9 protein-coding genes, 8 tRNA genes and 2 rRNA genes (1 of these 19 running past the window's edge) are annotated in these 14,718 nt (G+C 46.4%); 1 reads left to right on the top strand and 18 read right to left on the bottom strand.

Annotated elements, in window-relative coordinates; all coding sequences use genetic code 11:
- Window positions 1-289: 289 nt before the first annotated feature.
- On the top strand, window positions 290-2,005 hold the full coding sequence (locus tag LG330_RS01165; protein WP_404406837.1) for a DUF2207 domain-containing protein: 1,716 nt from the start codon (window positions 290-292) through the stop codon (window positions 2,003-2,005).
- Between the two features lie 271 nt (window positions 2,006-2,276).
- Here LG330_RS01165 and glmM read toward each other — a convergent pair whose 3' ends face one another.
- The 18 genes from glmM to LG330_RS01075 form a co-directional block, all read right to left on the bottom strand.
- Window positions 2,277-3,626, bottom strand: a complete 1,350-nt coding sequence (gene glmM, locus LG330_RS01160) for a phosphoglucosamine mutase (RefSeq protein ID WP_404406836.1) — start codon at window positions 3,624-3,626, stop codon at window positions 2,277-2,279.
- A 41-nt stretch (window positions 3,627-3,667) separates the two neighbouring features.
- Window positions 3,668-5,017: a YbbR-like domain-containing protein gene (locus LG330_RS01155; protein ID WP_404406835.1), complete on the bottom strand. Its 1,350-nt coding sequence runs from the start codon at window positions 5,015-5,017 to the stop codon at window positions 3,668-3,670.
- The gene (gene cdaA / locus LG330_RS01150) at window positions 5,010-5,849 is read right to left on the bottom strand and encodes a diadenylate cyclase CdaA (RefSeq protein ID WP_404406834.1); all 840 of its coding nucleotides are present in this window, start codon (window positions 5,847-5,849) and stop codon (window positions 5,010-5,012) included. Before cdaA ends, LG330_RS01155 begins: the two co-directional genes overlap by 8 nt.
- A gap of 127 nt (window positions 5,850-5,976) precedes the next feature.
- A complete protein-coding gene (locus LG330_RS01145; protein WP_404406833.1) occupies window positions 5,977-7,020 on the bottom strand; it encodes a GGDEF domain-containing protein in 1,044 nt (347 codons plus the stop codon).
- Window positions 7,021-7,381: 361 nt separating this feature from the next.
- Window positions 7,382-8,008 carry a zf-HC2 domain-containing protein gene (locus LG330_RS01140; RefSeq protein WP_404409459.1) on the bottom strand — a complete coding sequence of 209 codons (627 nt, stop codon included), beginning with the start codon at window positions 8,006-8,008 and terminating at the stop codon, window positions 7,382-7,384.
- Window positions 8,009-8,023: 15 nt separating this feature from the next.
- On the bottom strand, window positions 8,024-8,587 hold the full coding sequence (gene sigW / locus LG330_RS01135) for an RNA polymerase sigma factor SigW (protein WP_404406832.1): 564 nt from the start codon (window positions 8,585-8,587) through the stop codon (window positions 8,024-8,026).
- 413 nt (window positions 8,588-9,000) lie between these two features.
- Window positions 9,001-9,903 carry an arginase gene (gene rocF / locus LG330_RS01130; RefSeq protein ID WP_404406831.1) on the bottom strand — a complete coding sequence of 301 codons (903 nt, stop codon included), beginning with the start codon at window positions 9,901-9,903 and terminating at the stop codon, window positions 9,001-9,003.
- Between the two features lie 375 nt (window positions 9,904-10,278).
- Window positions 10,279-10,905, bottom strand: coding sequence for a class I SAM-dependent methyltransferase (locus tag LG330_RS01125; RefSeq protein ID WP_404406830.1), 627 nt, complete (start codon window positions 10,903-10,905; stop codon window positions 10,279-10,281).
- Window positions 10,906-11,030: 125 nt separating this feature from the next.
- Window positions 11,031-11,103: transfer RNA gene (locus LG330_RS01120), tRNA-Lys, on the bottom strand.
- A 3-nt stretch (window positions 11,104-11,106) separates the two neighbouring features.
- A tRNA-Gln gene (locus LG330_RS01115) sits at window positions 11,107-11,181 on the bottom strand.
- A gap of 68 nt (window positions 11,182-11,249) precedes the next feature.
- Window positions 11,250-11,333, bottom strand: a tRNA-Tyr gene (locus tag LG330_RS01110).
- Window positions 11,334-11,349: 16 nt separating this feature from the next.
- A tRNA-Thr gene (locus LG330_RS01105) sits at window positions 11,350-11,425 on the bottom strand.
- A 5-nt stretch (window positions 11,426-11,430) separates the two neighbouring features.
- Window positions 11,431-11,506 (bottom strand) — tRNA-Val (locus tag LG330_RS01100).
- 18 nt (window positions 11,507-11,524) lie between these two features.
- Window positions 11,525-11,599, bottom strand: a tRNA-Glu gene (locus LG330_RS01095).
- 4 nt (window positions 11,600-11,603) lie between these two features.
- A tRNA-Thr gene (locus LG330_RS01090) sits at window positions 11,604-11,679 on the bottom strand.
- Between the two features lie 7 nt (window positions 11,680-11,686).
- Window positions 11,687-11,761 (bottom strand) — tRNA-Asn (locus tag LG330_RS01085).
- Between the two features lie 5 nt (window positions 11,762-11,766).
- Window positions 11,767-11,882: ribosomal RNA gene (gene rrf, locus LG330_RS01080) — 5S ribosomal RNA — on the bottom strand.
- Window positions 11,883-12,144: 262 nt separating this feature from the next.
- A 23S ribosomal RNA gene (locus tag LG330_RS01075) occupies window positions 12,145-14,718 on the bottom strand; it runs 353 nt beyond the window's last position.

The following is a 14,718-nucleotide window of genomic DNA, read 5'->3' as shown; positions in this document are numbered from 1 at the left end:
CTTTTTGTATCGTGTTGTGTACCTTACAGCCCTCTCTTTCTCTCTTTGAATAAAAGTGCGACTTTCCCAGTATACCCTATTTTGAGGAAAATACACTTACCTTATCATACGTCACGAATGATTTTTACGTCAATCAAAATTTTTATGACGCACGAAACGTAGTATACCACGTTCCATTGTTACGTTGGTTACAAATGCTTTTCAGTTTCGCTTATCAGCTTCATTTTGAAACTTTTTCCTGCTATCATTCGTAAGGTTACGTAGCATTCATTAAGAAGGTGAAGAGATGTTGAAGAAATACGTTATCACTGCAGGGCTGCTGTGGTTAGTTTTTGCTGGAGGTGCTGCTGCCTATACTGTTGAGGAAGCGAAGGTGCGTGCCTGGATTCTGCCAAATGGTGATGTCACAGTGAACGAAGTATTCCACTATACATTTACAGAGTATGAAGAAGAAGTCGGCCGGACACTTTACCGTGAAGGGCATAGCGGTGTCGCTGATTTTGAAGCCTATGCGATCACAGGATCAAATGATGAACCCGGCTTTATCCAAAGCGCTGACCTTGCCCTGCTTGATTACGAGTATGGTAATGAGACAGTTTGGACAACTGTAAACGGTGAGTCCGAAACGATAAAAGTTTTCTATACATATACGCTTGAAAATGCAGTCAGGGTCTACGACGACTATACTGACGCCTATCTGCCATTTTTCAGTGATGGGTCGCATCATGATGAGAATATGAATGAACTGTATATCGATGTGATTTTCCCTGGACCCGTTCCACCAGGTCAGACAGAAGTATTTTTCCCTGATCGAAATGGCAAGATTACGCAGCAGGACGAGTCTGGTGTCCGGTTTTACACGCCTTCTTCACCGATGTTTACAAACTCGGAAGTAAGGATTTTGTTTCCTTCAGATGTGATGACAGAGACGGACCCTGTCGCCGCCCCTATGCCGCTGTCTGAAGCTGTTCAGGAACAGGAAGCGATCTACGCAGCGGCAGATAAAAATCATGAAAAACAATCTGTTATCGGCACAGCGGTCAAATGGTTTAATATCCTCCTGATCGTCGCAATCGTTCTGTCAGTCACGCTGATGTTTATCATACGTAAGCGATCCATAGGGCATGCTGAAAACGTGATGAACTTCAGTCCGTTATCTATCTTATTCGGTCAAAACTTAGAACCAAAACCTTCAGAAAGCCTGCTTGCAGCACTTTATACATTGCGTGAAAAAGGTGCGCTGACTTCCCGTGTCAGAGGAGACGAGCTGGCATTCAAAAAAAGCGCACAGTCCGTTTCACTGAAAAAAAGTGAGCAGTTTCTAATGGACTCGCTCTTCAGACACCACGATGAAGTGACGCTCAATGAGTCTCTTTTACAGGAGTTCTCGTCTCAGTACGATACAAAATGGCGTAAGCTCGCAAAGAAAGAATTCAATGCACAGTTTGGGCCGAATAAAAGGCCGCTCCTGTTACTTAGAATTTTGATGGGAATGATGTTTGTGCTGCTTGTCATTAACCATCTGCTTGAGGACAGTCACCCGGCCGCCATCCTAATCCTTGTACTCGTTCCCGGTATTCTTTTTGCACTGACATTCAAGTTCGCGCTGAATAAATGGCTCTGGTTGATTGCAATTTTCCTGAATATCTTTACAGGCATTGCCCTTACGGATGTTGGGTTGAATCTGACATTTTTAACATATGGTCTTGCGCTTGCTGTACTGGTCTTTTTAGTTAAACCATTATCGTTTAACTATAAAAAACCGCAGCTTGAGGACAGCATCTCATCGTTTAGATACATGCTTGCTTCAGATGATTCATTCTCAATCACAAAAGAAGCGATCGACCCATGGATGATCCGCGCGATTGAAATGCCTGTCCACGGCGTTGATCTGAAAGCGTACATTTCATCAGAGCATCAGCCGCTCGAAGCAGTACCGCTTACTTATTTTGTGGCAAAAGGTGTTCATCCTTATGAGATGATGGGTGAGGCAAGTGGTTATTAAGTTAAAAGAACATGACGCTTATTATAAGGCGCTATAAAATTTGCATTATAAGATATCTTATTGAAAGAGTTGGTTCATTGCAGCGGAAGGCGGGGACTCCGGGACGATTAGTGGGAAGCTGAGACCCCGCAACCGAAGGTGAGGAGGCTCAGCAACCACCGTCCGGAAAGCCTCCGCCTGAAGCGGAAATGAACCGGACTATATCAGCCAAAACAAAAAGGAGAAATACCTGCCTAATTGCAGCGTATTTCTCCTTTTTCATGCATCTATATTAAGCTTTAACGCCCATTTCATTTTCAACCACTTCAGCAATGCGGTTTACATACTCTTCGCAAAGCTCTTTAGTCGGTGCTTCTGCCATCACACGTACAAGCGGCTCAGTGCCTGATGGACGTACGAGAATGCGGCCGTTGCCATCCATCTCTTTTTCCACCTGTTCAATGATCGCTTTAACTTCAGCGTTATCCGTCACACCGTGCTTATCGCTTACGCGGATATTCACAAGCTTCTGTGGGAAGATCTCCATTTCAGCAGCAAGCTCAGAAAGCTTCTTGCCTGTCAGCTTCATGATATTCACAAGCTGAAGACCTGTTAATAGTCCGTCTCCTGTTGTGTTGTAATCAAGGAAGATAATGTGCCCTGACTGCTCACCACCAAGTGTGTAGCTGCCTTTTTTCATTTCTTCTACAACATAACGGTCACCAACAGCTGTCTGAATGCTCCGGATTCCTGCTTCTTCAAGCCCTTTATGGAAACCAAGGTTACTCATGACAGTTGATACGACTGTATTTTGCTTCAGACGTGATTCGCTCTTCAGGTGCTTGGCACAGATAAACATAATCTGGTCACCGTCTACAATCTTTCCGTTTTCATCAACTGCGATGATACGGTCACCGTCTCCGTCAAATGCAAGACCAACGTCTGCACCTTTTTCTTTTACAAAATCAGCAAGTGTTTCAGGGTGTGTTGACCCTACACCTTCATTGATATTCAGTCCGTTTGGTGATGCCCCCATAGTTGAAAGGTCGGCATCAAGGTCTGCAAACAGATGTGTAGCAAGTGCTGAGGTTGCACCGTGTGCGCAGTCAAGCGCTACATGAATGCCGCTGAAATCCTCATCAGCTGACTGCTTCAGATACTGAAGGTATTTCTGTCCGCCTTCAAAGTAATCTGTCACAACGCCAAGGTCTCCGCCTGTTGGACGAGGTGTCGTATCTGTCTCTGCGTCAATTAATGCTTCAATTTCAGCTTCCTGATCATCTGTCAGCTTAAAGCCGTCAGGACCAAAGAACTTAATTCCGTTATCCGGTACTGGGTTATGTGAAGCTGAGATCATGACGCCAGCCTGTGCACCCATTGCCTTTGTCAGGAATGCTACACCTGGTGTTGAAATGACGCCAAGACGCATGACTTCCGCACCGATCGACAGAAGACCGGCAACAAGCGCGCCTTCTAACATATGACCTGAAATTCTTGTATCACGTCCAATTAAAACCTTTGGGCGTGTTGTTTCTTTTGTCAGCACGTATCCTCCGAAGCGTCCAAGCTTAAATGCCATTTCCGGCGTAAGCTCAGCGTTTGCTACTCCGCGGACCCCGTCTGTTCCAAAATATTTACCCATGATAAACATCGCTCCTTCTTATAAACGGCCCCTCCCAGGGCTTAGGCAGTCGCCAGTGAAAATGTAATACTGGACTGCGATAAAATATATGTCACATTGGAAGGCCCTTCGATCTGGACTTCCATTTCATGTTCGCCTTCTTCTAACCCTTCCGCATCTACAAACAGTGAGACGTCATCTTTTGACAACTCTTCAAGCGTTTCCGGTTCTCCAGTTACGCGTAAGTTAAGCTCCCCGCTGGCAGGACTTAAAAAAGTCGTCTGCAGTTCATCGCCTATATTCCGCATTTCAACAGGAAGAGCCGACAATGTCAGCTCCTCTGTGGATTCATTATTATCATTTGAGGCATTATCAGTATCCTCAGCAGGTTCTTCCTCTTCTTCAGGAGAAGGTGTTTCAGCTGTCTCCTCTGACTCATCTTCAGCTGCAGCACCTTCGCCTGCTGCTGATTCCGTGAGTGAGATCACACCTGCCACTGTTTCACTGGACAAGCTCGTCACGCCTTCCGGAACCGGAATCGGCACTTCGATCCGCGAACCATCATTAGATACACCCGAAAGATCAAATGGTACTTCAATTTCATTAATATTGTCAATCGTGTCTGTTGGCCCATAGATGGTCACCGTTTCAGTCGTCAGCTCAATTGAATCAAGCTCAAAGCCATCTGCAGGTGTGCCTGATGTCACCGGCACAAGCGTTACTTCTTTACTTGGCTGCGAGACAGTGACATTCAGATCCACCGTCTGCGGTTCAACTGCAACAGGCAGCTTGTCCAGGTTGGCATTGAGCACCTGAACGGTAGATTCAATCGTTTGTTCATCTTCTACCTGACCTTCTATATCCACAGTCGCTCTGACATAGCGGATTGATTCAATGACGTTCCTTGCACCGGTTACCTGAACGGTTTCAGGATCTGATTCAATTCCCTGAAGCTCATAGCCCTCAGGAATAATAGACTGATTAAATTCAGCGTCAACTGCAAATTCTTCTGTTATACGCTCATCGATTGTCACAGTGGCAACCGCAGGGGAAATCGTCACGGTCAGCTGTGATGAAAAACCTTCAGGCTGGAGTTCGACTTCATGTGTGCCAAGCTCCAGGTCTGCAAGGTTAATAAACACACGGAAATCCCTCACCGCATTGGTTCTGGTGACAAACTGAGTAGGACCTTCAATGGTAACGTCTACCGTATTCGGCACACCCGTTACCACAAGTTCTTCTTCGTTATAGATCGTATCAACCGGAACACTTTCAATCACTTCCACATCGTTTTGCGAATTGGCAGAAGTGTTTGTTCCTTCTTCTTCAGTATTGACCGTGATAAACATCAGTACAGCCACCAGCAACGCAAATCCTCTTAGGAACCAGCGGCTTTCAAGGAATTTATCCATTATTCTTTTTCCCCCTCCAGTTCCATCGTGCTGAAGAGTCTGCTGATTCTTTTTCACCGAACCATTCACGGCGGATGATCTTGCTGAATTCATCCAGCTCCAGATCGCGCTGAAGCTCACCATTGGTTGTGACGGAAATCGCACCTGTCTCTTCCGAAACCACGACTGTAATACTGTCGGTTACTTCACTGACACCAAGGGCTGCCCGGTGACGTGTACCAAGTTCTTTGGAAATAAACGGACTTTCAGACAGCGGCAGATAACAGGCAGCCGCTGCAATACGGTTCTTCTGGATAATCACCGCACCATCATGAAGCGGTGTATTAGGAATGAATAAATTAATTAACAGTTCGGAAGTAAGATTAGAATCCATCGGGATCCCTGTTTCGATATAGTCTCCCATACCTGTTTCGCGCTCGAATGTAATTAAGGCACCGATTCTCCGCTTCGCCATATAGCTGACTGATTTCGTTACAGCTTCCACTAAGCGGTTACGTTCCTCTTCTTCCTGGAGATTTCCTCTGGCAAATAACTTCCCCCGTCCAAGCTGTTCAAGTGCACGACGCAGCTCAGGCTGGAAGATAATCATGATCCCCAGAACCCCCCAGAGCATCACCTGCTCCATGATCCACGCCAGTGTATTAAATCCTAGCAACTCACTGACTACGCGGACGACAACAATAACAAATATTCCTTTTAACAGCTGTACAGCCTTTGTCCCTCTGATCACTGTGATCAGCTTATATAAAACAAACCACACGAGGAGTATGTCAATTGCATGAACAGCAAGGTCTAACACCGTTAAATCTGAAAACTGGTCGGCAAACGGCATGTGACTTCCTCCAATTATCTATTTAAAAAACCTCTTTATAACCCAACAAATTTAAACCATCTTATTATAACACAAACCCGCCGCCTAAGTCTTACATTGTTCAGTTGAAACATGAATTTAAAAGTTGTTACAGTGCGTATAAATAAGGCAGGACCTCATCAGTATTCAATACCGCACACGCCCGTCCATTTTCTTTTGCCTGATAAAGACGTGAATCCGCGAGCGCAATGACGTCTTCAACCCCGGCACCTTCCTCACTTACTGCATGACCAAAGCTCAGGCTCAAACGCCAGTCTTCCTGCTTTATGTCTGCACACTCAAACTCATTTCTCAGCTCGTATAAAAAGTCTTCGACATAAACATCTTTCCCGGGAAATAAAAAGACAAATTCCTCTCCACCGTAGCGAAAAGCTGTCCCATTATGCGCACTGGTCACCCTTTTTAAAATCGGACCGATCACAGCTAGCACCTGGTCACCAAATAAATGTCCATAATGGTCATTTGCCACCTTAAAGAAATCAATATCACCGATCAGCAAATGAAATGGCTCGCGCTTTTGTTCCATTACTTTTATTTGTTCTTTAAAATATCGCACATTAAATAATCCGGTCAGATGGTCCAATTTCAATTCGTTCCCGAGCGTTGCTGCCTGCGAAAAGTATCTCCGCTCTCTTAATACAAGCACGGCACTGAATGTACTCATCACCACAAGTACAAATGTCTGAATCGCTCCTGTTACAACCGCCTCAGCAGTATAACCGATCGAATAAAAAGGTGCTGACCACAAACCGACTACTAATGCCGCAGTCATCCAGATTGCTCCCCGCTCCTTCCAATGAACCATCGCATGCATTAAAATGACATACATGATCGGCAGGAAATCACTCTGAATGCCGCCGGTGATTGCAATCAGCCAGACGTACGCCCCGTAATCAATCCAGACACTGCTTCTGATCAGCAGCGGAAAATTGATTTCTTTTTTTGTGCTCATATGAAGCTGCCACTGCGCAATCACTGTGAATACAAAAAAGATGGATACTAATATATAAAACGAGTTTCCTGCATAACCTATTTTCTCATTTAAAAAAGGGACCAGATACGTAATCAGTATGCCGATTAAAAAGATCCATCTCAGGTACGAGAAAACCTGTTCCGTTTTGATATCTTTCAAATCTCCATACCCTCCTTTTACTGTATATTATTATCTATAAAGTAATTATTTTTACCTATTTTACATCATTATGTAGTTTTTAACGTATTAAAGCAACCCTCATATTATCATATAAGAATTCTCGAAATAATAATAGAATTTTCTGTCATTATTTTAGAAAATATTTCTATTTTAGTACCTTTATTAATGTTGGCTGATGATTTCCGCTTCAGGGGGACGCTTTTCGCGGCCGGGCGGTGAGCCCGCAGGAGTCGCCCCCTTCCACTCCAATCACCAGCTGTGAAGAAACTACAATGGACTTCAGTAAATCTATTTTCATAAAAAATACGCCGGCTTTTATCCTGCCGGCGTATTGCTTATTTTATTCTTCGCGATCCTGCCCAAAGTTTCCGAGCTCCTTGGCAGCGGACTTCATTGAGTACCATAACCACTCAAATGCCTGATCGATTTCTTCGATTTCACCTGTGACACCACCGGCACCAGCCATAAACTGCTCGCCGTTGACGATTGTCACATTCCCTTCGACCGTTCCTTCTATGCGGAGGTCGCCATTGCGGACTGTCAGGTCACCCTGAATCGTTTCTCCTTCAGGTACTACAACTGTATTTCCTTCTACGACAACGTGTTCGCTCTGTGTAAAGGAAAGCTCTTCTGAACCGTTCCAATTTGTAAACAGACTGCCACCCATCAGTATAAAGAATACTGCAGCCGCTGCCATCAGCGGATGACGGTGGAACCAGCGCTCCACACCTGCTCTCTTCTTTTCCTTCGGCAGCTTCGCCATCACATTTTGTGTAAAACCAGATGGTGCCTGTATATGTGAAGTGCTTTGAACAAGCGCAACTGTCTTTTTCAATTCGTGAAAATGAGTTTTGCACGCTTCACAAGACTGAAGGTGCGCCTTCAACTCCTTTTCGTTTTCATGTGAAATCTCTTCATCTAAATAATCATGCATTAACAGCACGATATGTTCAGGACAAGTGTTCACTTTACTCACCCTCTCCTATATTGATCTTAATTGCTTCCTGAGGGCTTCTCTGCCTCTGTGGATTCTCGTCTTGACTGTTCCGATTGGCAGATCGAGAATTTCACTGATTTCTTTCAAAGAAAGCTCCTCTATATATTTTAATACGATAACAGAACGATATTTGTCGGGTAATCTGGAAATTTCTTTTTGAATTGATTCCTGTAATTCCATCGACTCGACTTCTTCTTCAGGAAGAGGACCATCTGTTTCTACCTGAGAGTACATCGTCAGGCCATCTGTTCCGGAGACTTCTGCATCTAAATAATAGTCAGGTTTTTTCTTTCTGATTCGGTCGATACACAGGTTTGTTGCAATACGGAACAGCCACGTCGAAAATTTTCTGTCGATATCAAACGTGTGAATGTTCGTATACGCTCTGATAAATGCCTCCTGTGCAATATCCTCAGCTTCATGACGGTTGCCAAGCATCCTGAAGCACACGTGATAGACTCTGTCTTGAAAGAGCTCCACGATCTCACCGAAAGCATCCTGATCTCCCTTCCGCACCTGCTGTATTCGCTTTTTCACTATGGATTCCATTTTCTTTACCTCCGCTCCATGCGGCTCTAACCTATTTACGTAAGTATCGCGCAAAAGGTTTCACGCTTTTTTATTTTTATTTTGAGACTTTTTATGTAAAGGTATTTTGCCGATTGTGATTATAAACACGCATTTCTATTGTACTATTAATTGTAGTACAGTGTCATCCAGTTATTGCAAAAATGTTAGAAATTATTGGAATGGCGGTGGGGGGGTATTTTGGGATGGGGTTCAGGAGATTATGGGTGTTGATCCGGAAATTGCGGGTGGTGTTCATGAGATGATGCGGCTTGTTCATGAAACTTTGGTGGTCGTTTAGGAGATTTCGACGATGGTTCTGGAGATCATGTAATTAGACCCACACCTATTTCTTAAACAACCGCCTGCAGCACTCCCGCAGACGGTCCATATTATTATAGAAGCTTCTCGCCAAACAGCGACCCTACCAGCGCCACAGCAACAGTAGCTGTTTTATTCTTTTCATCCAGAATTGGATTCACTTCAACGAACTCAGCTGACGTCAGGATATCTGCTTCTGCAAGCATCTCCATTGCCAGGTGGCTCTCACGGTAGCTGATCCCGCCAATGACAGGTGTTCCAACGCCCGGTGCATCATTTGGATCCAAGCCGTCAAGATCAAGTGATAAATGAACGCCGTCTGTACGGTCTTTCAGATACTCAATTGACTCTTCCATTACCTTCGTCATCCCCATGCGATCCACTTCATGCATCGTGTACACGCGGATACCTTTTTCCTTGATCAGCTCTCTTTCACCTTCATCAAGTGAACGTGCGCCGATAATCACAATGTTCTCAGGCTTCACTTTTGGCGTATAGTCATGGATATTCACAAGGTCTTCATGACCGATACCAAGACTCACAGCAAGCGGCATCCCGTGGATATTGCCTGATGGTGACGTATCACCTGTATTTAAATCACCGTGTGCATCATACCAGATCACACCAAGATTCTCATAGTTACTGCTGATGCCTGCAAGTGAACCGATCGCAATACTGTGATCGCCACCTAAAATCAGCGGAAAGTCGCCGTCAGTTTTCACTTTCTTCACCTGGTCAGCAAGCGCTGTACTTCCTTTTACAACAGCATCCAGGTTTCTCAGGTTTGTATCTGCCGTATGTACACGCTCCGGCTGGTCAATCTGAATATCGCCAAGGTCAGTCACTGTGTGACCAATTGCCTCTAAACGTTCAAGCAAACCGGCATAACGGATTGCACTTGGTCCCATATCTACTCCACGGCGCATCTGCCCTAAATCCATTGGCACGCCGATCACTGAAATATTCTTTTTCTGCATCTCTTTATACCCCCTGAAATTTGTCTCACTCAGCTATTGTAACGCTTACATTTCAGGTGGTTCAACTGCGCAGGATAATGTATGAATATACATGGAGAAAACTGAAAAGGCTTGTGTTCAAATAATGGAAGCGATGATGCAATTAAACGGGGAGGTGATACAAAAAATGCGGGAGATGTAACAAATAATTTGCTCATACCAACCGCTGATACAATAACCTGAAGAGATGAACCAATAACGGCGTCCGCCAAACCAATTAATAGGAGCCATGACTCAATTAAGACCGTCACCCCACACCTCATCCGCTCAAAAAACCTCCCCATTCATCTCTGAACAGAAAGGACTCTTTACAGCTTATACTGTGGACCACAGCACTCAGGCTTCTCTCCTGCACACAGCAATCCCCATCTGATAGTTCATGCCTTCTCTTATAGGCTCTACCAGTACACCCGACTGGTAATAAAAGTCTTTTTTTGCATACGGATATTGATCAAACAAAGACCTGAATTCATTTCTCGTAATCTGATGAATATGAAACGGCTCTGAAGAAGGCTTGCCTCGTCCTTCTCCAAAAGGAGTCGACAACACAAGTATGCCACCTGGCTTCAGCAGTCGGAAAAGGTTATCTAAGAACACCTCTTCCTCTGCAATATGTTCATAGGTCTCAAAAGAAAGAATACAATCAAAAGTACCCAGCTTTTCCGGAAGTAATGGATCAACCGCATCGTGACACTCATAAGAAATCATGGGGTGGTGGTACCTTCCCCGAGCATAAGTAAGGACTTCTTCAGAAAAATCCACTGCGACCATTTCGCAGATTTTGCGCTTCGACTGTCTCGCTGCCATTACACTGCCATAACCCGAGCCGCACGCCAGATCCAGCACTCTTCCCTTCACATAAGGAAAAGCGAACTGATACCTTGCCATGTGCTCAAGCAGCATCATATTAGAAGGCTTCATCTCATCCGGAATAATTCTTTCACCAGTATCTTCAAGTTTCAAAACCTGTTCACGCCTCTCATCGCAATCCTTTTATCTCGTAACAGTATAACACTGTTTATCATATTCTTTTTCAAAATTAAAAAAAGCTTTCCAGCAATGTTGTCATCGCTGAAAAGCTTTGTGAGTGAGCCATGAAGGACTCGAACCTTCGACCCTCTGATTAAAAGTCAGATGCTCTACCAACTGAGCTAATGGCTCGTATGGCTGGGCTAGCTGGATTCGAACCAACGCATGACGGAGTCAAAGTCCGTTGCCTTACCGCTTGGCTATAGCCCAACGCTTAAAAGTAATATACCCTGAAAAAACGAAAAGACACCTCAAAAGCATGTCCTTTTTTCAAAAAATGGTGGAGGGGGGCAGATTCGAACTGCCGAACCCGAAGGAGCGGATTTACAGTCCGCCGCGTTTAGCCACTTCGCTACCCCTCCATATGGAGTTGAAAACTGGTGCCGGCAAGAGGACTTGAACCCCCAACCTACTGATTACAAGTCAGTTGCTCTACCAGTTGAGCTACACCGGCTAAAATGGTGGAGAATGACGGGCTCGAACCGCCGACCCTCTGCTTGTAAGGCAGATGCTCTCCCAGCTGAGCTAATTCTCCATGGGAATAAAATTTAAATGGTGACCCGTACGGGATTCGAACCCGTGTTACCGCCGTGAAAGGGCGGTGTCTTAACCACTTGACCAACGGGCCTCTGTGGAGCTTCCAACAGGATTTGAACCTGCGACCTCTTCCTTACCATGGAAGTGCTCTACCTGCTGAGCTATGGAAGCAGAAAAATGGCTCCACAGGTAGGACTCGAACCTACGACCGATCGGTTAACAGCCGATTGCTCTACCACTGAGCTACTGTGGAACAATGCCTAGCGACGTCCTACTCTCACAGGGGGAAACCCCCAACTACCATCGGCGCTGAAGAGCTTAACTTCCGTGTTCGGCATGGGAACGGGTGTGACCTCTTCGCTGTCATCACTAGACTTATCTGCTTAACTTGGAACAAAATCTATTATACCAAGTTTCCATTGCTGATTTCAACAACAGGTTTATAGAAAAAACGAAAAAATTCGTTCTCTCAAAACTGGATACGTTCATCAAAGTAAGGGATTCCGAGAATCAACCTAGTCCAGTTTCAGCTCCTAGCTTTTCGGCTGCTTCACCCTGCCTGTTTGAGACTGATGTCTCATCCATTCAGGCTTCCACCAGCTCTCAAAGCTGACCAGTCGCTTCCACTTTCTTATATTGGTTAAGTCCTCGATCGATTAGTATTCGTCAGCTGCACATGTCACCATGCTTCCACCTCGAACCTATCTACCTGATCATCTTTCAGGGATCTTACCACTTGCGTGTGGGAAATCTCATCTTGAGGGGGGCTTCATGCTTAGATGCTTTCAGCACTTATCCCGTCCGCACATAGCTACCCAGCGATGCCATTGGCATGACAACTGGTACACCAGCGGTGCGTCCATCCCGGTCCTCTCGTACTAAGGACAGCTCCTCTCAAATTTCCTGCGCCCACGACGGATAGGGACCGAACTGTCTCACGACGTTCTGAACCCAGCTCGCGTACCGCTTTAATGGGCGAACAGCCCAACCCTTGGGACCGACTACAGCCCCAGGATGCGATGAGCCGACATCGAGGTGCCAAACCTCCCCGTCGATGTGGACTCTTGGGGGAGATAAGCCTGTTATCCCCGGGGTAGCTTTTATCCGTTGAGCGATGGCCCTTCCATGCGGAACCACCGGATCACTAAGCCCGTCTTTCGACCCTGCTCGACTTGTAGGTCTCGCAGTCAAGCTCCCTTATGCCTTTACACTCTTCGAATGATTTCCAACCATTCTGAGGGAACCTTTGGGCGCCTCCGTTACTCTTTAGGAGGCGACCGCCCCAGTCAAACTGCCTGCCTGACACTGTCTCCCACCCGGATTACGGGTGCGGGTTAGAAGTTCAACACAGCGGGGGTAGTATCCCACCAATGCCTCCACCGAAGCTGGCGCTCCGGTTTCCAAGGCTCCTACCTATCCTGTACAAGCTGTGCCAAAATTCAATATCAGGCTGCAGTAAAGCTCCACGGGGTCTTTCCGTCCTGTCGCGGGTAACCTGCATCTTCACAGGTACTATAATTTCACCGAGTCTCTCGTTGAGACAGTGCCCAGATCGTTGCACCTTTCGTGCGGGTCGGAACTTACCCGACAAGGAATTTCGCTACCTTAGGACCGTTATAGTTACGGCCGCCGTTTACTGGGGCTTCAATTCGCACCTTCGCTTGCGCTAAGCACTCCTCTTAACCTTCCAGCACCGGGCAGGTGTCAGCCCCTATACTTCACCTTACGGTTTCGCAGAGACCTGTGTTTTTGCTAAACAGTCGCCTGGGCCTATTCACTGCGGCTCTCTCGGGCTTGCACCCTAATAGAGCACCCCTTCTCCCGAAGTTACGGGGTCATTTTGCCGAGTTCCTTAACGAGAGTTCACTCGCTCACCTTAGGATTCTCTCCTCGCCTACCTGTGTCGGTTTGCGGTACGGGCACCTTGCATCTCGCTAGAGGCTTTTCTTGGCAGTGTGGAATCAAAGACTTCGGTACTAATTTCCCTCGTCATCACAGCTCAGCTTACGCGGAAACGGGATTTGCCTCATTTCCTGCCTAACTGCTTAAACACGCGCAACCAACGGCGTGCTCTCCTATCCTCCTGCGTCCCCCCATTACTCAAACGATGTGTTGGTGGTACAGGAATATCAACCTGTTGTCCATCGCCTACGCCTATCGGCCTCGGCTTAGGTCCCGACTAACCCTGAGCGGACGAGCCTTCCTCAGGAAACCTTAGGCATTCGGTGGAAGAGATTCTCACTCTTCTTTCGCTACTCATACCGGCATTCTCACTTCTAAGTACTCCACCAGTCCTTCCGGTCTGACTTCACAGCGCTTAGAACGCTCTCCTACCACGAATCTCATAGAGATTCATCCACAGCTTCGGTGAATCGTTTAGCCCCGGTACATTTTCGGCGCAGGGTCACTCGACCAGTGAGCTATTACGCACTCTTTAAATGGTGGCTGCTTCTAAGCCAACATCCTGGTTGTCTAAGCAACCCCACATCCTTTTCCACTTAACGATTACTTGGGGACCTTAGCTGGTGGTCTGGGCTGTTTCCCTTTCGACTACGGATCTTATCACTCGCAGTCTGACTCCCATGGATAAGTCTTTGGCATTCGGAGTTTGTCTGAATTCGGTAACCCGTTGGGGGCCCCTAGTCCAAACAGTGCTCTACCTCCAAGACTCTTACTACATGAGGCTAGCCCTAAAGCTATTTCGGAGAGAACCAGCTATCTCCAGGTTCGATTGGAATTTCTCCGCTACCCACACCTCATCCCCGCACTTTTCAACGTGCGTGGGTTCGGGCCTCCAATGAGTGTTACCTCATCTTCACCCTGGACATGGGTAGATCACCTGGTTTCGGGTCTACAACCTGATACTACGACGCCCTATTCAGACTCGCTTTCGCTGCGGCTCCGCTTTCGCTTAACCTTGCATCAAATCGTAACTCGCCGGTTCATTCTACAAAAGGCACGCCATCACCCGTTAACGGGCTCTGACTACTTGTAGGCACACGGTTTCAGGATCTATTTCACTCCCCTTCCGGGGTGCTTTTCACCTTTCCCTCACGGTACTGGTTCACTATCGGTCACTAGGGAGTATTTAGCCTTGGGAGATGGTCCTCCCGGATTCCGACGGAATTTCACGTGTTCCGCCGTACTCAGGATCCACTCTGGAGAGAAACAGCTTTCGACTACAGGATTGTTACCTTCTGTGATGGGCCT

Origin of the sequence: Jeotgalibacillus malaysiensis, assembly GCF_044789845.1 — a bacterium.
Taxonomy (GTDB): Bacteria; Bacillota; Bacilli; order Bacillales; family Jeotgalibacillaceae; genus Jeotgalibacillus; species Jeotgalibacillus malaysiensis_A.
The sequence above is the reverse complement of the archived record's forward strand: the minus strand, read 5'-3'. Positions and strand labels throughout refer to the sequence as shown.